Origin of the sequence: Bacteroides sp. MSB163 (assembly GCF_036416795.1) — a bacterium.
GTDB classification, from domain to species: Bacteria; Bacteroidota; Bacteroidia; order Bacteroidales; family Bacteroidaceae; genus Bacteroides; species Bacteroides maternus.
Genome location: NZ_CP143867.1, coordinates 1,383,585 through 1,401,772, shown reverse-complemented (window position 1 = coordinate 1,401,772; position 18,188 = coordinate 1,383,585). Strand labels below are relative to the sequence as shown.

14 protein-coding genes are annotated in these 18,188 nt (G+C 46.4%); 1 reads left to right on the top strand and 13 read right to left on the bottom strand.

Going from position 1 to position 18,188, the window contains the following annotated elements; translation table 11 throughout:
• Positions 1-2 precede the first annotated feature (2 nt).
• From VYM24_RS04865 to rbsK, 10 genes are all read right to left on the bottom strand, one after another.
• Complete coding sequence (locus VYM24_RS04865) at positions 3-1,202, bottom strand: glycoside hydrolase family 76 protein (RefSeq protein WP_330942214.1); 1,200 nt, start codon at positions 1,200-1,202, stop codon at positions 3-5.
• A 395-nt stretch (positions 1,203-1,597) separates the two neighbouring features.
• Positions 1,598-1,783 (bottom strand): hypothetical protein, encoded by a 186-nt coding sequence (locus VYM24_RS04860; RefSeq protein ID WP_291549697.1) that lies wholly within the window; start codon positions 1,781-1,783, stop codon positions 1,598-1,600.
• Positions 1,784-2,379: 596 nt separating this feature from the next.
• Positions 2,380-3,525 carry a glycoside hydrolase family protein gene (locus tag VYM24_RS04855; protein ID WP_330941603.1) on the bottom strand — a complete coding sequence of 382 codons (1,146 nt, stop codon included), beginning with the start codon at positions 3,523-3,525 and terminating at the stop codon, positions 2,380-2,382.
• 8 nt (positions 3,526-3,533) lie between these two features.
• A complete protein-coding gene (locus VYM24_RS04850) occupies positions 3,534-4,586 on the bottom strand; it encodes a nucleoside hydrolase (protein ID WP_330941602.1) in 1,053 nt (350 codons plus the stop codon).
• 52 nt (positions 4,587-4,638) lie between these two features.
• Positions 4,639-5,673, bottom strand: coding sequence for a glycoside hydrolase family protein (locus tag VYM24_RS04845; RefSeq protein ID WP_291549693.1), 1,035 nt, complete (start codon positions 5,671-5,673; stop codon positions 4,639-4,641).
• A 37-nt stretch (positions 5,674-5,710) separates the two neighbouring features.
• Positions 5,711-6,700, bottom strand: coding sequence for a BACON domain-containing protein (locus tag VYM24_RS04840; RefSeq protein WP_330941601.1), 990 nt, complete (start codon positions 6,698-6,700; stop codon positions 5,711-5,713).
• Positions 6,701-6,717: 17 nt separating this feature from the next.
• Entirely contained in the window at positions 6,718-8,286 is a 1,569-nt protein-coding gene (locus VYM24_RS04835) for a RagB/SusD family nutrient uptake outer membrane protein (protein ID WP_291549689.1), read from the bottom strand.
• Positions 8,287-8,297: 11 nt separating this feature from the next.
• A complete protein-coding gene (locus VYM24_RS04830; protein WP_330941600.1) occupies positions 8,298-11,309 on the bottom strand; it encodes a SusC/RagA family TonB-linked outer membrane protein in 3,012 nt (1,003 codons plus the stop codon).
• Between the two features lie 115 nt (positions 11,310-11,424).
• Entirely contained in the window at positions 11,425-12,429 is a 1,005-nt protein-coding gene (locus tag VYM24_RS04825; protein WP_294613431.1) for a GRP family sugar transporter, read from the bottom strand.
• 24 nt (positions 12,430-12,453) lie between these two features.
• A complete protein-coding gene (gene rbsK, locus VYM24_RS04820) occupies positions 12,454-13,362 on the bottom strand; it encodes a ribokinase (RefSeq protein ID WP_291549683.1) in 909 nt (302 codons plus the stop codon).
• A 298-nt stretch (positions 13,363-13,660) separates the two neighbouring features.
• Between rbsK and VYM24_RS04815 the strand changes: the two genes are divergently transcribed.
• Positions 13,661-15,202: a hypothetical protein gene (locus VYM24_RS04815; RefSeq protein WP_330941599.1), complete on the top strand. Its 1,542-nt coding sequence runs from the start codon at positions 13,661-13,663 to the stop codon at positions 15,200-15,202.
• A gap of 50 nt (positions 15,203-15,252) precedes the next feature.
• Here the strand turns inward: VYM24_RS04815 and lgt are convergent, their stop codons facing one another.
• The 3 genes from lgt to ychF are packed head-to-tail and all read right to left on the bottom strand — an operon-like array spanning position 15,253 to position 18,139.
• Entirely contained in the window at positions 15,253-16,086 is an 834-nt protein-coding gene (gene lgt / locus VYM24_RS04810) for a prolipoprotein diacylglyceryl transferase (RefSeq protein ID WP_425286633.1), read from the bottom strand.
• Between the two features lie 27 nt (positions 16,087-16,113).
• The gene (locus tag VYM24_RS04805; protein WP_291549680.1) at positions 16,114-17,022 is read right to left on the bottom strand and encodes a ketopantoate reductase family protein; all 909 of its coding nucleotides are present in this window, start codon (positions 17,020-17,022) and stop codon (positions 16,114-16,116) included.
• A 13-nt stretch (positions 17,023-17,035) separates the two neighbouring features.
• Positions 17,036-18,139 carry a redox-regulated ATPase YchF gene (gene ychF, locus VYM24_RS04800; protein ID WP_299090618.1) on the bottom strand — a complete coding sequence of 368 codons (1,104 nt, stop codon included), beginning with the start codon at positions 18,137-18,139 and terminating at the stop codon, positions 17,036-17,038.
• Positions 18,140-18,188: the final 49 nt, after the last annotated feature.

The following is an 18,188-nucleotide window of genomic DNA, read 5'->3' as shown; positions in this document are numbered from 1 at the left end:
TATTACTTGATAGCTGCAAGGCGGGCGTACATTTCGACCATGGCGGCCTGAGTCAGCAGCCATTTACGATTGTCGTGGGTACTGCCGCTGAAGTCGGTATTGAATAATCCTTTCTCATCCCGTGCATGTTCCCAGGCATAGTCCAGACTTTGGTTGAAGGAATCCAGATAGACTTTATTCTGGTCTGCTTGGTATAGTTCGATAAAACCTCTGAGCATGACTGCGGTGAACCAGATATCGCCTTTCTTCAGGAGTTTGATGGTGTTGCCCTGTTCTGTAACATAGTCCATGAAGAAATAGTTGTGACACGCCCGGGCGATGTCCTGAGCGTCGGTCAGGTAGTTCTTGTTGCCAGTCAGTTGGTAGAGTAGGGCAGCCGACTGCATCATCTGGCCACTGTTGTAGGCGAATTTGGCTTTACCTATTTTTCCGTTCAGGGCAATATTGTCGAAGTACAGATAATCGGTAGAATCTTGCAGATTTGCTTTGGTCCATTCATAAAGGTGCTTCCCTTTTACGAAGTAAGTGCTGTCTTTTGTGGCTTTGAAGAGCTTCAGTGCGAAGACTGAGCCAGGGGCATTTGAGCAAGTGTTTTTGGATTCTTTCTTTTGCTCGCACCAGTAGATGCCACCTCCCAGGTTACTGTCCATACCGCTTTCTATGAAATTCCAGATAAGTTGTGCTTTCTGGAGGTATTTTGCTTCTTTGGTAAGCGTGTAAACGTCGGTAAAGTCAATGCCCAGCCAGACATTATCATCATAGAAACGGTCGGATTGTGCTGCGCTGTTGATGTATGAAGCGTAGGCTTCGGGAGTTCTCTGGGTATCGAAATATTCTTCCAGTCCTACTAACACTTTATTATCGAGCAATGATTTGTAGTTTGCATCGCTTGTTGCCTCGAACAAAGCGTTTACGGCAGAGAAGGTTCCGGAATAGGGCCATAAATAGGAATACAGGTTAGGCATATTCTTTTGCTCTTCGGATGCCAGGTAGGTTGCGGTGTAATCACCTATGTTGGAAGGATAATTTTCACGTAACAAGCATGTGCCGGAGACTGAATAATTCTGGTACAAGGAATCCAACGTTTGTTTGGCTCGTATCAGGGTGAGTTCATTGCCTACGAGGACTTGTTTTTGCGTATCACAACCTGTTATTGCCAGTACGCACATTAATAGACTGAAAAGCGCTTGTTTTGAATTCATCATTCTTAATTTTGATTGTTATATTGTATGTTTTTCTTTTTTCTCTTTTCTCTTTTAGAAAAACAGGTAGTTGAAACTGCTACCTGTTTTTGTCTTCCTGTTCTGAAATCTTTCTTACCTATATTTTTATCTTAACCTATTCTTTAATCAAGGATACAAACGAAATTTTTTCTGTTTGCAAAGGTATGCGCAAATGCGAGAAGAGGTATATGATTTCGCGACATTAACGTATGGATACTGGTAATGGCATAAATACAGATAGATATGTCACAAAACCGTAAAAAGAAGAGGAACAGCCCGTTATGCTCTTGTGGGGCTGTTCCTCATGTTTTATGATTGTATGCCAGTAATTTCTGAGCGACGATATGTTCTGCTATTTTTCCTCTTCAGGCGTCTTAGATGTCACCTGATGCCAATATATACCTGTTTTCTGTATATCGCATCACAGTTTCGGGCATGCCGCCAACTATGCAATAGTTTTTGAAATGTTTCATAATACGCGTATGGGCTTTATCGGCCTGAAGGTTTTCTATCAGTTCTTTATCATAGTCTCCTTCTATACCGTTCAGGAACTTTTCCATCCAGTTAAAGAGACTAAAAGTCTACGTTCTATCATAAAGGCTTAAGTATTTTGCTGACATAAAGATGGGGTTCCGGACATTCTGCTAACGTAGCTTTGTATTGAATTACTTCTTTTAGCACGATCCATCATCTTTTTTCGGAAGAAACATCGTCCTTTTTGTTGCAATACACCGTCTATTTGCCTTGAACGGATGGTCTTTTCAGACAAAACAGATGATGTATTCAGGTAAAATACACCATCTGTTTTTCGGTAGGGCTACACCTTTTGCCCAAAAGGGTGTAGCTATTTGCCTGAAAGGGTTATACTATGTGGGTGAAAGGGTGTAGCCTTACGAAAAACATGCTTTATTTTCTTCTGGTTGAATAAATAATTCGATGCTATATCAATCTACCCTTTGTTCGTGTTTCGCTCAATATCGGGCTTTAAAACACAAAAAGGGGACAAATCTTTCCATGATGTTCTTCCATAAGTGACTTTTCCCTCCTTTCTGTTTTTCTGCTAAATGAAATCCTTGCATTTTTTTCTTCTTTTCCTGCCTTAGGGCGGAAAGAAGGCACTCTCAGACGATGGGATTATCAAATTGTCAGATTGATATTATTTGCTTTTCATCACCTTGCTCTTCCAGATATGATATGTCCATTCGGCATGGCTGCTACCTGAAGGTTGTACGTCAGGTGCCGCCTTACTGACTGTAAAGTAGAAAGCAGGTTCTTCCCAATCCTGTAAGTGCCCGAAGTTATCCCGTAATAAAGTTGCGTTATGATTTCTCGGGTATCCCGTATCGTCGGGAGTAATCCGGTATATGGGTGTCCAACTGCCGCTTTGGTTCGTGAAGTCGGAGAGGTTCATGTAGTCTATTTCCAGCGCACTGTTCAGATAAGCGGGGTAATCGTTGGGCATAGGTTGCACAGGGCGTATCATGACAATTTTATCCGCATCTTGGTTGATGGCGAACTCGGAATTGCAGGTATAATCCCTCGATTGGTTGTCAATAGCCAGCAAGCCGCTTTGAACGATAGTCATAGGAGTGCTGATGGTATAGCTATCCATGTTGCTGAAGTCAGCTTCCGCCCATGCTATCCGTGTGCCGCCGATGTCACCGATGGTGTAAGTCAGCAATACCTTCCCTTTCTTGTCGAGAGATACTACGGATGGCTGGCCTACTCCCCACGATTTTCCGCCGCCGCCAATTTCCTGGTCACCGTCGTCCGACCATGTCTTTCTTACAATCTGTTTCGGATATTTCACCCAAATATCGGCATCCAGGCTGTTGCTGAATGCCACACCGATTTCATTGTAATACACTCCGTACATATTGCTCAAGAAGAACATGGCATATTTGTAAGTCGTATTGTTCCAACTGAAACTGCCCTCGATGACGGAAGGGTCGCAGGTGTGATGATCGTCCCATGTGCCTGCGATGCCCGGTTGCAGCACACTTTTGGGAGCAGTTTGCGAACCGTCCGGATTGATTTTTATATGGAAGATGTTATCAACCATAATCTGGTTTTCCGGGTTGCCGCAGAAGAACAGGTGTACACTGCCGTCCTCTTGCTTCAGTGCGCTCGGACAATAAGAATATTTACTCTCTCCCGTGAAACCGAAGACGAATTCCGGTTTGCTGATGGTTATGTTAGGAGTCGGTTCGGGAGGGATAACGGGCGGTTCTTCTCCCGGTGTGCTGTCCGAACAGGAGCAGAATAGCCATACCCCGATAATATAGAATAGATATTTAGTCATGATATTGATTATTTAGTAAAGTGAGCGGGTTGTTTGCTAATCAGTTTGACGAAATGTTGTTTGATATTCTCAGCCTGGGCAGCATCTACCGTGAGGTAGTAGCGGTTTCCGGTTGCATCGGGAGTAAATTCCGTAGCCCCTTTGTCCGTTACGTTTATCTTGCCTGCGGGCGAAACTGTGAAGTAGGAAGGTCCTTCAACAGAATAGAGTACTGAGGTCAAATCCCATGTCGGACGGTCGTATGGCATTTTTTGATAGCTCTTGTACGCTTCTACCATCGGATGTATCGGTGCCCACTGGAAATCGTTCTCGATGCTGGTAGCAGGATAGTTGATGGCGATACCTACCTCGAAAGGAGAAGTCACCAGCGTGGTGGGCCATTCTGTAAACACTTTCTTTGCTGCCGGAATATCTTTCACAACGTTGTATTCGTACAATTCGGGATTGTTGAAACATCCTGCCATAGTGCATAGCAGTTTCACTTTCTTGGCAACCAGTTCTTTGCCTGTTAACGATGAGTATTCATCGGCCGGAGTATCCAGCAGGCGGGCAAGATTGGTAGAGAAGCCTACGGAGATGATTGTGACCGAACTGTCCGGTTGCTGTGCCAGCAGCTTGCGATATAGGGCGGGAGCTTCCGGCAACTGGTCGTAACCGCCTTTTAGCGAACGTTTGAATGCCGGTTTGCTGTTCTCATCCTGTATCAGACATACGGCTTTGGCATAGTTTGTGGCATCATTCTCGCAGTCCGCCCCATTGTGCAGGATGCCGATGGGAATTTGGGGATAACCGTACCAAGTGTTCATGATGTCTGTGTATTCGGCAGGGTAAGTGCCCTCCTTGTTTATCATGATACCCAATAAGTCGATGTCTCCCGCATCCAGATATTTGTAGAGCATATCCAGCGCCAGAGCATCGTCCACATCATTGCCGATGTCCGTTTCCAGGATAATCTTTTCCGCGTTTGAAGCAACTTCCGTTTTCTGCTGTTTCCCGGAGGAAGTGCAGCTCGACAAGGTTAGTAGAAATAAGCCTAATAGATAAAGTTTGTTCTTGATCATAACATTATGTTTTAGAAGTTAATTATTCGGTGAAATGGAAATGTGAACTTTCTTATTTGAAGTAACTTTTCAGATTGAACGTAGCCGAATACAGGTCATAAGACCATAACCAGTTCTCTCCCGTCATGGCGGGGGTGAAGTACATCACCAGTTCGTCATCACTGAGCATATAACCTTTCGTGTCCGTCAGGATGCCCGGGTTGTGGTTTCGCGGGAATCCTGTCTCTTCCGGTCCGGCATGCCCTATTTCTATCCAGCCGTCCTTGTCTCCGGCCAGGTCTTCGGTTCTCGGCTTGTACGCCAGGCGGCATACATCGCCTACCCAGGTGGGTATTTCCTTGATGGGAGATACGCGGGTTTCGGACACCATATAGATGTACTTGTCGGACATCGCGGGATAACTGTTGGCACTCAGGAAGGGGATTGCCTGTTCCTCGCCCAATACGATGTTATCCAGATCGTTCAGTTTTATCTCGCGCATGCAGAAGGGGCCGTTCTCCGTGGTGGAGTGATAGAACAACTGTATGGTGGCGGAGTCCTTGACGATGGTGGTGCTTTGCCCTACACCCCATTTGGTGGTGTCCTGATAGGCAACCAATGGGTTTTTGTCGAACTTGATATAAGGACCTTCAATGTTCTTGGAGATGGCGAGTCCTATCTGGTTATGGTTACAGTCCCAACGGTCTACGCCGAGGTAGGTCATAATCCAGTTGTAGGTTTCCCCTTTATAGGTTGTTTTGAATTCGCGGACGTCGGGGTCACAGATGTGGCAGTTGTCCCAGCCGCTTTCAGAGGGTTCGATAATCTGTGTGCCGGGTTGCCATACGTAGCCTTTCTCCGTAGGGATGCCCTTATACAGATAAACATAGTCCACTATCTTGAACGGGTCGCGGTTCTCGCAGATGAACCCGTAGCGGATGCCGTATTGGTCCTGAATGATACTCGGAGCATAATTATAGTGTCCTGCGCCACCGCTGAACTCATACCGGATTTGCGGTATGAGTGTCTGTGGCTTATTGCTGTTATTGTTTTTGCAGCCTGAAAGGGCAAACAAAGCAAGGCATATATAGGTTTTGTAGCTGTTCATCTTCTTAAAATTAGTTCGTTAATGAATGGGTTACAAATCAATCCTCCACTTGTATGTTTTTGACAGGGCGTATCATGGCTGCACGGGCCTTTTGGCCATCGCCCCAGCCCCATGTGTCCCGATAACCGCCTGAGTCTCCCAATGACATTCCGCCATGTGTGGCGCTCAATGAATTGGCACTGCGCACGGCACAGAGCCATGTGCGGTCCATCATTCCGCTTTCACTTCTCCAGCCGCTTTGGGGCAGGAAGAGGCAGCCCAGTTGTTTCAGGTTGTCCTTGGTGGCACGTTTGGCGGTGGCCTCATCTACTCCGATAATGATTCCGTCAACTTTGAAGCCGGTTTGGGCGGCTGTCACCCATGTTGCTCCTTTTTCCCACAGGGCTGCCATTTCTTGTGTGGTGGGCACACGCCAGCCTTCGGGTGAAGGATCGTTCTCCGTCAGCCAGTTGGTGTTGTCGTTCGTATAGTCGGCGGGCCAGTTGGCCGGTGCGGGGTCATCCTGCGGGCCGGCGGGGTAACCCACTTTGCGGTTGAACTGATACAACTGTCCTATCTCGTCGGGAGAGCTTACGAAAGTTCCGGGAGAGCCTACGTTTTTGGTAGACCATACCATACCGTTTATCAGTATTTCGTCTTCGCCCAGTACCATTGTTTCTTGCAGTACTCTGGATTTCAGCGTCTTGTTGCCGCCGCTTACTTCGATGAGGAGGGAACGGTTTTTTACGAACGAGGTACTCGGCTTTACGGTGAGCGTGATTACCGTCTTGCCTGTGCCCGACGTTGCACTCAGTGTGCACCAGTCTTGTGCCGAACTGTTGGAGTCGGTTAATTTGGCTGTCCAGGATTCATTGCCGGTGACTGTCAGTTCGTAGGTTCCGCCATTCGCGCTTACCGGTATGGCTACCGGATTGATGGCAAATTCATTGGGATTGCTTCCGATTACATAGTCGGAATCGTTGCTGCATCCCCATAAAGTCAGCAGTGATATGACTGCTCCTATCAATAAATATCTTGTTTTAGTCATAACTCAGATGTCTTCGGTTAATATTGGTCATTTTGTTTCAGATTCGGATTGTTATCCACTTCGCTTTGCGGCAAAGGCATGCGGATAGACTTACCGATGATGAAGTTGTTGAAATCGCTGTCACGGGTTTTCAACTCGTTCAGAGTGTTGATGTCATTGATGCCCCAGCGTTTCAAGTCAACCCAGCGTACACACTCCATGGCAAGCTCCAGGGCGCGTTCGATTTTCAGATGTTCGCGGAAAGCGTCTTTATTGCTTGTAATCTGGCTGCCATTGTAGAAAGAACTGTCTTCTATGTCGGGCAGGTTTACACGATTGCGCACGCGGTTGAGGCATTCGATAGCTTTGGCAGACGGGGTAGCTCCCAGTTCGTTGAGTGCTTCGGCATAGAGCAATAGCATATCGGCATATCGCAATGCACGGAAGTTGTTGTCATTCCAGTAATACAGCGGGGAGGCATCGGTGCTATACTTCTTGATAAACACGCGGTTACCCCAATCGCTGTTCCAGGGCTTGCCGTAAATCAACTGGTTAGGATATTCGGGGAAGTCGGATGCGGCTCCGTCGTACCACAGGGTGTAGAACAGGCGGATGTCATTCTTCCCGTCCGTAGTTTGTTCGCGTTTGTAGTAGTCCACCAGCCAGCGTCTTGCTTCAATGTTGTTCCAACCGATTCCGGTGGGGGCCTGGTTCATCTCAATCTGTGTGCCCAACTGTGCATTCGGGTCCAGGTAGTTGTCTGTTTGGTCGAAGCCTACCCGGTTGGTTAGTGAGAAGTGGATTTCGTATAGCGACTCCTTATTGTCTTCCGTTTGGTTGTTGAAATTGTCAGCCCAGTTGGGGACGAGGTCGTAGTACCGCTTTCCTTCACCGTCGATGAGCCATTCGAGGCATCTGCGGGCATCTTCCCATTTATGGTGCTGTGCATAGGCTTTTGCCAGTAGTCCGTAGGCAGCGCCTTTTGTCGGGCGGCCGTAGTTATTGGCGTCGCGGGTAGCGGGCAGTTTGGTGACGGCGTCTTCCAGGTCGGTTTCTATCTGGGTGAGCATTTCATCCGCACTGGCTTGCATGGGCTTGTCGGCGGCTGAAGAAGTCTTCAGGACGATGGGAATGTTATCCCAGAGAGTGGTCAGATAGAAGTAGTAGAAAGAACGCAGGAACTTGGTTTGGCCTATCAGGTCGTTTTTGTGCGTTTCGTCGGCAAACGTAACATTATCGATGTTGTCCAGCACCTGGTTGGCACGGAAGATGGCGGTGTAGTGTTCCCGGTAGATCTTGGTATTTGCCTCTCCGAAGTTATAATCGGTAAAGATGAACTTGGTGTATTCGTTCAGTTCCGTCCATCCGGCATAGCTGACACCTTCGTCGGCCATGCCTATCATCTGTGTATAGATATTGCGGGTCCATGTCCCCTGGCGGTAGAACATGCCATATACGGATATTACACCGGCCTCAATGTCGGATTCCGTCTTCCAGTATACGCCCGTACTGAGGGTGTTCTCATTTTGTAGGTCGAGCAGGGAAGGGTCGCACGACGTGAACAGCGCTGTGGCGCCGCATAATATATATAGAGCTATCTTTTTCATATCGGCAGTATTTAGAATGTGAATGATAAGGCGAACTGTACGGCACGCGGGTTGGGGAACGAGCAATAGTCTGCTCCCATAGTGAAGATGCCGCTGTCTGCAAATTCAGGGTCCAGTCCGGAATATCCGGTGAAAGTAACCATGTTCTGCAGGGTGACTGACGCACGGAGTCTCTCCAAACCGATTTTCTTGATGTAACGGGTAGGAACCGTATATCCTAAAGTAATGTCGCTCAGACGGAAGAACGAACCGTTCTCCAACCAACGGTCCTGATCGCTCCGGCTATTGCGGGAGTCTCCGTATACGATACGCGGACGGTCGTTCACCGGGTGTTCCTGTGTCCAGGGAACAATGCCGTTGAAGTTGTTCTGGTTGTTGGCGAAGTCACCGGCTGCGGCTGCCGAGCCATTCCATACTTCCTGTCCGAAGCGGCCGTAAGCGCTGATGCTCAGGTCGAAACCTTTATAGGAAGCACCAAGATTTAAGCCGAGTTCGAGCTTAGGCCACGGATTGCCCACTTTCTGGCGGTCTTCGGATGAAATGATTCCATCGCCATTGTAGTCATCATATTTAATATCACCGGGGCGGGCATTCGGCTGAATGACTTTGCCTTCGGAGTTTACATAGTTCTGTATCTCTTCTTCGGACTGGAAGATGCCGAGCATCTTGTAGAGGTACCACATGCCGAGAGGCTGTCCGACTTCGGTTATTGCGAGTGTGGTATATGTAGGAATCTTCTTATTCTGTTTCCCATATCCCAGATCGATAACTTTGTTCTTCAAGTGGGAGATATTTAATGATGCTGAGTATTCAAATTCACCGACCTTATCATTCCAGCCTACTTCAAACTCGACTCCTCTGTTTTCCAGACTGCCGGCATTGACAGCCGGTGCACCGCCTTCATTACCTGAACTCATCAGGATGGGCAGGTAGACAAGCAGGTCTTCGCTTTTGGAGTAGAAATATTCGGCCGTAAAGCGGAGGCGGTTGTTGAGGGCGACTAAGTCGAAACCTATGTTGGCAGTTGTCTTCTTCTCCCAGACAAGGTCGTTGTTGCTCAATTGTGATTGCGTCATACCAATCAGGATGTTTTCGGGGCTACCGATCACTGCACGCGGAGCGGTGTTGATGACCGACTGGTAGTCCCAGTAGCCGATACTGCTGTTGCCGAGTGTACCGTAGTTGGCACGTATCTTCAAATCGTCAATCCAAGGCACTTGAAAGAACTTTTCTCCACTGATGCGCCAACCCAGTGAAACGGAGAGGAAGTTTCCCCAACGGTCGTTTTTGGGCAGACGGGAAGTGCCGTCGCGGCGGGCAGTCACCTGTGCCAGATATTTGTCGGCATACGAATAGTTGATTCGTCCGAGGTAGGAAATCAGGGCAGATTCACCATAATTACCGCCTGCGGTGGTGTTGCCGGTAGCGGCATCGAGTGAAGTGATGTATTTGTCGCCTATCATCAGCGGGTCTAATTTCGTTATCCAGCGCTTTTCTTCGTGGAACTTGTTGTAGGTGATACCGAACAGAGCATTCACATCGTGCTTACCGAATTTATGCTTGAAGTTATAGGTTTGTTCAATCAGTATGTCATGATTCTTGGCGCTGTCGTAACCTAAGCTCGCGGCATCGTCTCCCTGTCCCATCGTCCAGTTACCTTTCTTGCGCAATGAGTTGGTGATACCCATATAACTCTTGTAGGCTACATTCAGTTTGGCATCGAACATCCCGAAGAGTGATATCTGTCCGTAGATGTTTCCTGTCAGGTACTCTTCTTCGTTGTTCTGCACATACAGGTTTTGCATGGCTACGGGGTTCAGACCGTATGTGTTTGCGCGGTCTACGTCACCATATCCGTATCCTCCGGGATGTGATTCATCATATACCGGAATTGTTGGTGCTATACCGATAAAGTCACTCCAGGGATTGCCATTCAGGTTTTTCCGGTCCGACTTGGTGTAGTAGAAGTTCTCTCCATAGGAGAAGATGCCCTTCTGTCCGCTTGTGTTGATGCGGAAACCGTATTTGTCATACTTGGTATTCAATAGGGCGCCGTCGTCGACCATGCGGTTCAGTGAGGCGTAGTACTTTACCGTTTTGGAACCGCCGGATAGAGAGACGTTGTAGTTCTGTAAAACACCGGTGCTCAGCATTTCATCCTGCCAGTCGGTATTCCCGTCGTAGTGGTTCTGGCGTTTGGTAATGCCTGAGACACCTGCCAGTATAGCTTCGTCGTAGGCGCGGTCGTTGTAGATTTTATAAGTCTCGGCATCCATCAGGTCGTAACGGGGCAGCCAGCTTAGTGTCAGTTGGGAGTCGAACTTTACTTTCAAGTCACCTTCTTTACCCTGTTTGGTGGTGATGATTACAACACCGTTGGCTGCACGCGATCCGTAGATGGCCGCTGATGAGGCATCTTTCAACACCTGGATGGATTCAATATCTTCCACATTGACACCCAAGTCACTGCCGCCATAGGCACCGTCGATGATGAACAGCGGGTTATTGTTCGTCAGACTGCCTAAACCGCGGATTGTGATGTTGGCATTGGAGCCGGGCTGACCGCTGCTCGTAATCTTTACACCAGAAGTCAGACCTCGCATAGATTCCACTACATTGCCCGAAATGCGTTCGGCCAGAGCATCTTCCTTGACGGTAGATATGGAACCCAATAAATCTTTCTTTTTTACAGTACCATAACCGATGACCACTACTTCGTCCAGTAGTTTGTTCTCGGGTTCCAAAGTGATGTTGATGACGTTGCTGGTGCCCACTTTCACCTTTTGTGTGGCAAAGCCGATGAAGCTGAACTCAAGGGTAGCACCTTGATTGACTTTAATCTGGTATTTACCATTCATATCGGTGGTGGTTCCGTAGGTACGGTCGCCATCTTTTGCCAGGATAGATACCCCGGGAAGTGTCTCCCCGGTGTTATCATTTACAATTCCTGTGACATTGACTTGTGCGTACAAGTCGAACGAACACATGCATAGACAGAATAATATTGCTTTAATTAGTCTCATGTATTAAAAATTTTAGGTTGAACGAAAATGTATATTTAGTTCAGGCAATTTCCTCTTTCACTCGATGAAGTTAGAAAAAGAAAGCATTAATTTATGAGATCGAGTGAGAGCCGGATTAATTGGCTCCGGAGATGATAATTGCTCCTAAACCGGATATAAACAGAACGAACATGCAAGCCAGAAGGATATTTACCGTCCGTGAAGAGCCTTTGAACTCTTTCCAGATAAATATGCCCCACAAAGCTGCAATCATAGGCGCTCCCTGTCCCAAAGCATACGAGATAGCCGCGCCGGCTTTCCCTGCTGCAATGTAACTCAGAGCCGTACCTAATCCCCAGATGGCTCCTCCCAACACTCCGACCATGTGTGTGCTGAATTTGCCTTGGAAGTACTCTTTATAGCTTACCGGAGTACCTACAAACGGCTTCTTCATCACGATGGTGTTGATAATGAAATTGCTTATGAAGATACCTATTGCGAATATAAAGAATGCCGAATACGGAGTAGCCATTGCGGGAGTAGGCGACTCAAAGTTATTTAAGTCCATGGCAGCGGCAACGAACCGGTAGAAGAAGGACATCAGTACACCTGCTATGATGGCGATAAAAATTCCTTTCTTATTCGTACTGCTTCCTTTCTTATTCATCTTTCCGGCAGCTATAGCATTGAAAATAATGGCGAGTACCACTAGCGCCACACCACTGAAAAGGATTACTGCATCACCTTTGGGTTCGCCAAAGTAGTTGACGAAAACCCCTAATACCAGTGCTATGCCAACTCCCAGAGGGAATGCTACCGTAAGCCCGGCCATCGAGACGGAAGCTGACAGCAGGATATTGGATAGGTTGAATATAACCCCTCCTGCAAAAGCGCTTGCATAGTTCTCCATACTGATCTGTTTCAGATCTTCAACGAAACCGCGTCCGGCATCTCCCGTACTGCCCAGCGTGAATCCTAAAAGGAGGGAGAAGACCAGGATACCGATAACGTAATCCCAGTAGAACAATTCGTAACGCCAGGTCTTCCCGGCAAGTTTCTGTGTATTACCCCACGAACCCCAGCAGAGCATCGTGATAACGCAGAAAATAACGGCTAATGAGTAACTGTCTACAATAAACATGGTATTAGAATTTAAAGTTATTATTTATAAAACATCTATTTCTTTGCGATAGGGCAGGGCGGACTGTGCTCCCATGCGGGTCACTGTGATGGAAGCGCACTTATTGGCAAACTTCACGGCATCCAGCACGTTCATGTCTTCGGATAGGGCTACGCATAGGGAGCCGCAGAAGGTGTCTCCGGCAGCCGTGGTATCTACCGCTTTCACTTTGGGGACGGAAACCTCATGGTATTCGTTGTTTTCCTTAATCAGGGCTCCTTTGGACCCCATTGTGATAACGACAATGTCCACTCCTTTGGCGCTGATGATGTCCGCAGCTTTCCGGGCACTTTCCCAGTCGGTCACTTTGATTCCCGAAAGAATTTCGGCTTCCGTTTCGTTGGGGATAATCATATACAGGTTTTGCAGCAGCTTGTTGGAAAGTGCGCGGGCGGGTGCCGGGTTCAGGATAACCTTGATACCCTGTTCGCTTGCTATCTGGGCTGCGTATTCCACTGTTTCTATGGGAATTTCCAGTTGCATCAGCAGGATATCTCCTTTTTCGATGGCGGGCTGTGCTTTCCGGATATCTTCGGGACTCAGTGAACCATTGGCTCCGGAGGCAACAGCGATACTGTTTTCTCCGTTCACGTCTACCATAATCAGTGCCACTCCGGAAGGGAGGGTAGGGTCTGAATAGATATTTTCAACGTGAATTCCTTCGTCTTCGTACTGCTCTATGGAACGTTTGCCGAATAGATCGTTGCCGGTCTTGGCTATGAAGTACACATTTCCTTTTAATCGGGCAGCCGCTACAGCTTGGTTAGCCCCTTTACCTCCGGGGTTCATCATGAAACTGCCACCCATTACTGTTTCTCCGGGAACGGGGAGACGGTCGGCTTTGATGACCATATCTGTATTACAACTACCTATTACAATGATATTCTTGCTCATGGCTATTAATTAGTTTAAGATTAAGTAATTCGGAACTGTGCTTTCTTTTTCTACGCCAAATGTATGCGATAGATAATTCATAAACAAACAAAAAGTGCACAAATATAATACTGGTAAATTTATATAATATCGTTAATATGAATGTTAAATAGTTGATGTTCAATGAGATTTATGTGTATGTATGTGCGGTGTTTTAATATTTGTAATATAGCTAAAGCTTATATTATTCCGCGAAAAGATTGTTTCCTTTTGTTTTTTTCTCTACCTTGCTTTCGTTATTTCAAAATCTACTAATGCTATGCCAAAGTCCGAATCGCTTATCCAATTGATAAATAGTCTCACGAAACAAGAAAAGAAAGAATTCTCTATCTATATATCCAATAAGCCGGAGAAAGACTATATCTTCCTTTTCAGATTGATTGATGACAAGAAGATCAGTGGCCCTGAAGAACTGAAACAGTGTTTCCTGAAGGCAAAACCCACTTCTTCTTTCAATACGGTGGTTATTTACCTGTTTGATCTTCTGATAGAGATATTGACAGAATTGAGAACAGAGCAGGATAGCTATTATCTGTTGTTCAATGAGCTGCTGCATGCCAGGGTATTGTATGAGAAGTCTATGCATCAGGAATGCTTCCAGGTATTGAAAAAGGTGAAAGAGAAGGCCGTCTATTATGAAAATCATTTTGCGTTGCTTGTGGCGCAGAGGTTGGAACTGAATTATCTCCTAACGCTGGATTTTGAGGAAGTGGACGAAAAGAAGCTGCTGAACAAACAATATAAAATGAAAAGTACGCTGAAAAGTATCAGTCAGTTGAATGAGCAGTCTTCATTGTATGAGTTATTGAAGCACAGGATGTTGAACAGGGGGGCTTCACGTTCGTTGGAGGAGACTCAGAAACTGGATGACCTGGTGACCAGTGAGATTAGTATCGTGGCAAGTGCAGGCGTCGAGAACTTTGAGATAAAGAAGAATCACCAGCTTTTCCAGGCCAATTACTTTGTGACGGTGGGAGATTACAGAGCTGCGTTCAATTCATTTGTGGAGCTGAATAAACTGTTTGAAGAGAATACCCACCTTTGGAATAATCCTCCGGTATATTATCTGATGACGGTGGAAGGTATGTTAGAGAGTCTTCGCATCATGCACAATTATGAGGGTATGGATTACTTTATAGGAAAGTTGGAGAAACTGTCTTCGCCATCATCGAGTTTTCAGTTGAATGTAACTTATGTGATATTCATATACCGGTTATTCTCCTATATCGATAGGGGAGAGTTTGAGCAGGCTGGTTTATGGATTACTGAACACCAGGCTTCGCTGATTGATAAAATGGCCTTATTAAAAGAGCAACAACAGGCGGAAATGTCCTTATATGTTGCCTTGATTCATTTGGGGAACGGAGAGTACAGGAAAGCCCGGAAACGGTTGAGTACGACTATCGGGAGAGGACATCTATATTCTCTGCCGCTGTTTCGTACCATTAGGATCGTGAATGTGATGATTCATTATGAGTTGGGGGATGTAGACTATATCCAGTCCGAAGTTCGCTCTATCAAGCGGGAAATGTCCAAAAATAAAGGGTATAATCTGAAGGTAGAATCTTTTCTGCTTAAATTCTTGAGTTACTCTTTGGTTGATACGAACCGGAAAAAGCGGGCGAAAATATGGGAAAGTATGGCGGAGGAAGTTCACGCTTTATATGCGGATAAATATGAGACTCAGATTTTGCGTAAGTTCGACTTTGTGGCATGGGTTGAGGCCAAGATATTTGAAGTTCCCCTAAGTGATATTCTGAAGCGGGAGCATGCCTCGAAGAGTAGATGGCAACGTAAATAGTGTGAATGAGGATGCATCAGAATCGTGTCTGATACATCCTCATTCTTCTTTTATTTCTGTGTTTTCTTCTTTCCGTAGAAAAACATGAAATACACTCCTATGATTACAAACGGAACACTGAGCCATTGTCCCATATTCAGTGACATGCTATTTTCGAAATCTACCTGATTCTCTTTCAGGAATTCTACGAAGAAGCGGAATACAAAAATTTCTGTCAGACAGAGTCCGAAGAAGAAACCACGATGCAGCTTCTTGCCGTAATTCTTATACAGGAAAATCATCAGCAGGAAGAAAATGAAGTAGGCGATTGCTTCGTAAAGCTGTGCCGGGTGCCGGGGAAGCATATCTACCCGTTCGAATACAAATGCCCAAGGCACATCGGTCACTTTACCGATAATTTCAGAATTCATCAGATTGGCAAGGCGGATGAAGCAGGCGCAGATAGGAGTTGCTACGGCAATCATGTCCAATACGTCCATATAGTGCATTTTCATCTTGCGGCAGTACAGCCATAGGGCTATCATCAGCCCCAGCGTGCCTCCATGACTGGCGAGACCTGCATAGCCGGTCCATTTCCAACCTCCATCGGGCAAGAACTGTATAGGCAATATCATCTCCCAGAAATGATGAAGATAGTATTCCGGCTGATAGAACAGGCAATGTCCTAGGCGTGCTCCGATGAGTATGCCGAAAAAGCAGTAAAAGAACAGCGGTTCGAACTTGTCATCACCGATTTTCTTGTCTCTGTACTGGTAGCGGACTACGAAATAGGAACAGGCGATACCGATGACCCATAACAGACCGTAATAGCGTACGGGAATATGGCCGAACAGATTGAATAGTTCGGGGTTTGGGTCCCAATTGATGCTGAGTAATGGAAGCATAATATATTTTTTATTAAGTTTATTGTTTCAACTTCTGAACTTCTCCGCCACCATCCGATACGTCGGAATGTCGATTCCTTGTTCCTCAGCAGCAGTAATCATATCGAATAGCAGTCCTTGTACTTCGCTTTCATGTCCTTTGGCTATATCCTTCTGCATGGAGGCGGTGCTTTCCGGGGCAAGTTTGTCGATTACTTTGAGGTTATACTCCACAATGTCTTCTTTGAACTCAATACCCAATTTCCGGCCCAAAGCGGCGCTTTCTTTTGAAAGACCAATGAATGTATCCCGAACCTTGCCGGGCTTCTGTACTCCGCCCATAGACACATCGTAATAAGCTCCGGTAACAGCCATGGCAGAGATGAAAGACCACTTCACAAAGGTATCCCGATTGATGTCCGGAGATATTTCTGCTTTGATGCCACTTTCTTCTAAATCTTGCCGAACAGCCTCCAACGTTCCACGGGGAACAACCGTACCTTTATGTGCTCCGTAAACCAAGCGGAATATCTTTCCCATCTGGGTAATTTCACCTTTACCTGATACGAAACCGACAATGTAAATACAGCCATCCAGTACCGTTACTCCAGGTACAAGGCGCTGAATGCGCGGACCTGTCCCATATACATTGAGAATGGGGATGACAATAGTGTCTTTATGCGATACACGCTTGATTAAGTCAGTGATAGAATCAACCGAATAACCTTTGACACATACGAAAATGACATCGGCACTGCCGTTATATTCTTCGGCAGTATATGCTTTTACCGGTAGTGTATGTTCACCTTTCAGGTCAGAGTGCAGGCGCAATCCATGTTCGCGTATGGCAGTCAAGTGTTCGCCGCGGGCTATACAAGTCACATCTTTCCCGGCAAGAGAAAGAAAAGCGGCGATACTGCCTCCTACGCCGCCTGTACCGGCTATGAGATATTTCATAACCTGTAATTGATTATACGTTAAACCGGAAGTGCATGATATCGCCATCCTGCACTATGTATTCTTTTCCTTCCACGCCCAGCTTTCCGGCTTCTTTTACAGCAGCTTCGCTGCCGTATTGCAGAAAGTCTTCGTACTTGATAACTTCAGCGCGAATGAAGCCCTTCTCAAAGTCTGTATGGATAACACCGGCACATTGCGGAGCTTTCCAACCTTTTTCATACGTCCAGGCACGTACTTCTTGTACACCGGCAGTGAAGTAAGTTTCCAGGTTCAGCAGGCTGTAGGCTGACTTGATAAGACGGCTTACACCTGACTCTTCCAGTCCTACTTCTTCGAGGAACATCTGGCGGTCCTCATAAGTCTCCAGTTCAGCAATATCCGCTTCTGTTTTGGCGGCTACCACCAATATTTCGGCATTCTCATCCTTGACGGATTCCCGTACCATATCTACGTATTTATTACCTTTTACAGCACTTGCTTCATCTACGTTGCATACGTACATCACAGGTTTGGAAGTCAGCAGGAAAAGTTCGCGGGCAAGTTTTATCTCATCTTTAGTCTCAAAGACTACGGTGCGTGCTGATTTGCCTTGCTCCAGTGCCTCTTTGTACTTTACCAGTACGTCGTAGGCAAGTTTAGCGGTCTTGTCTCCACCGGTCTGTGCTTGCTTTTGTACTTTCTGTATGCGCGACTCGATGGTTTCAAGGTCTTTCAGTTGTAGCTCATAATCGATGATTTCCTTGTCACGTACGGGATTTACACTTCCGTCTACATGTGTCACGTTTTCGTCGTCGAAGCAACGCAGCACATGGATGATAGCGTCTGTTTCTCGGATATTTGCGAGGAATTTATTACCTAATCCTTCACCTTTGCTGGCACCTTTTACCAATCCGGCAATATCCACGATTTCCACTGTAGTGGGGACAATTCGTTGCGGATGTACCAAGTCGGCGAGCTTATTCAAGCGCTCATCGGGTACGGTAATTACACCTACATTCGGTTCTATTGTACAGAAAGGAAAGTTTGCTGCCTGCGCTTTTGCGTTGGACAAACAGTTGAAAAGTGTTGATTTACCTACGTTCGGCAAACCAACAATACCACATTGTAAAGCCATTATCTATTTTGTTATTACTTATTTTCTTGCTGCAAAGATAGGTATTCTT

What these genes read in the sequence shown, in the direction of transcription:
- ychF (WP_299090618.1), bottom strand. Translation starts at nt 18,139, where the DNA reads ATGGCTTTACAATGTGGTATTGTTGGTTTGCCGAACGTAGGTAAATCA.
- VYM24_RS04845 (WP_291549693.1), bottom strand. Translation starts at nt 5,673, where the DNA reads ATGAACAGCTACAAAACCTATATATGCCTTGCTTTGTTTGCCCTTTCA.
- VYM24_RS04815 (WP_330941599.1), top strand. Translation starts at nt 13,661, where the DNA reads ATGCCAAAGTCCGAATCGCTTATCCAATTGATAAATAGTCTCACGAAA.
- VYM24_RS04865 (WP_330942214.1), bottom strand. Translation starts at nt 1,202, where the DNA reads ATGAATTCAAAACAAGCGCTTTTCAGTCTATTAATGTGCGTACTGGCA.
- VYM24_RS04850 (WP_330941602.1), bottom strand. Translation starts at nt 4,586, where the DNA reads ATGATCAAGAACAAACTTTATCTATTAGGCTTATTTCTACTAACCTTG.
- VYM24_RS04805 (WP_291549680.1), bottom strand. Translation starts at nt 17,022, where the DNA reads ATGAAATATCTCATAGCCGGTACAGGCGGCGTAGGAGGCAGTATCGCC.
- VYM24_RS04825 (WP_294613431.1), bottom strand. Translation starts at nt 12,429, where the DNA reads ATGTTTATTGTAGACAGTTACTCATTAGCCGTTATTTTCTGCGTTATC.
- VYM24_RS04860 (WP_291549697.1), bottom strand. Translation starts at nt 1,783, where the DNA reads ATGGAAAAGTTCCTGAACGGTATAGAAGGAGACTATGATAAAGAACTG.
- rbsK (WP_291549683.1), bottom strand. Translation starts at nt 13,362, where the DNA reads ATGAGCAAGAATATCATTGTAATAGGTAGTTGTAATACAGATATGGTC.
- VYM24_RS04855 (WP_330941603.1), bottom strand. Translation starts at nt 3,525, where the DNA reads ATGACTAAATATCTATTCTATATTATCGGGGTATGGCTATTCTGCTCC.
- VYM24_RS04840 (WP_330941601.1), bottom strand. Translation starts at nt 6,700, where the DNA reads ATGACTAAAACAAGATATTTATTGATAGGAGCAGTCATATCACTGCTG.
- lgt (WP_425286633.1), bottom strand. Translation starts at nt 16,086, where the DNA reads ATGCTTCCATTACTCAGCATCAATTGGGACCCAAACCCCGAACTATTC.
- VYM24_RS04835 (WP_291549689.1), bottom strand. Translation starts at nt 8,286, where the DNA reads ATGAAAAAGATAGCTCTATATATATTATGCGGCGCCACAGCGCTGTTC.
- VYM24_RS04830 (WP_330941600.1), bottom strand. Translation starts at nt 11,309, where the DNA reads ATGAGACTAATTAAAGCAATATTATTCTGTCTATGCATGTGTTCGTTC.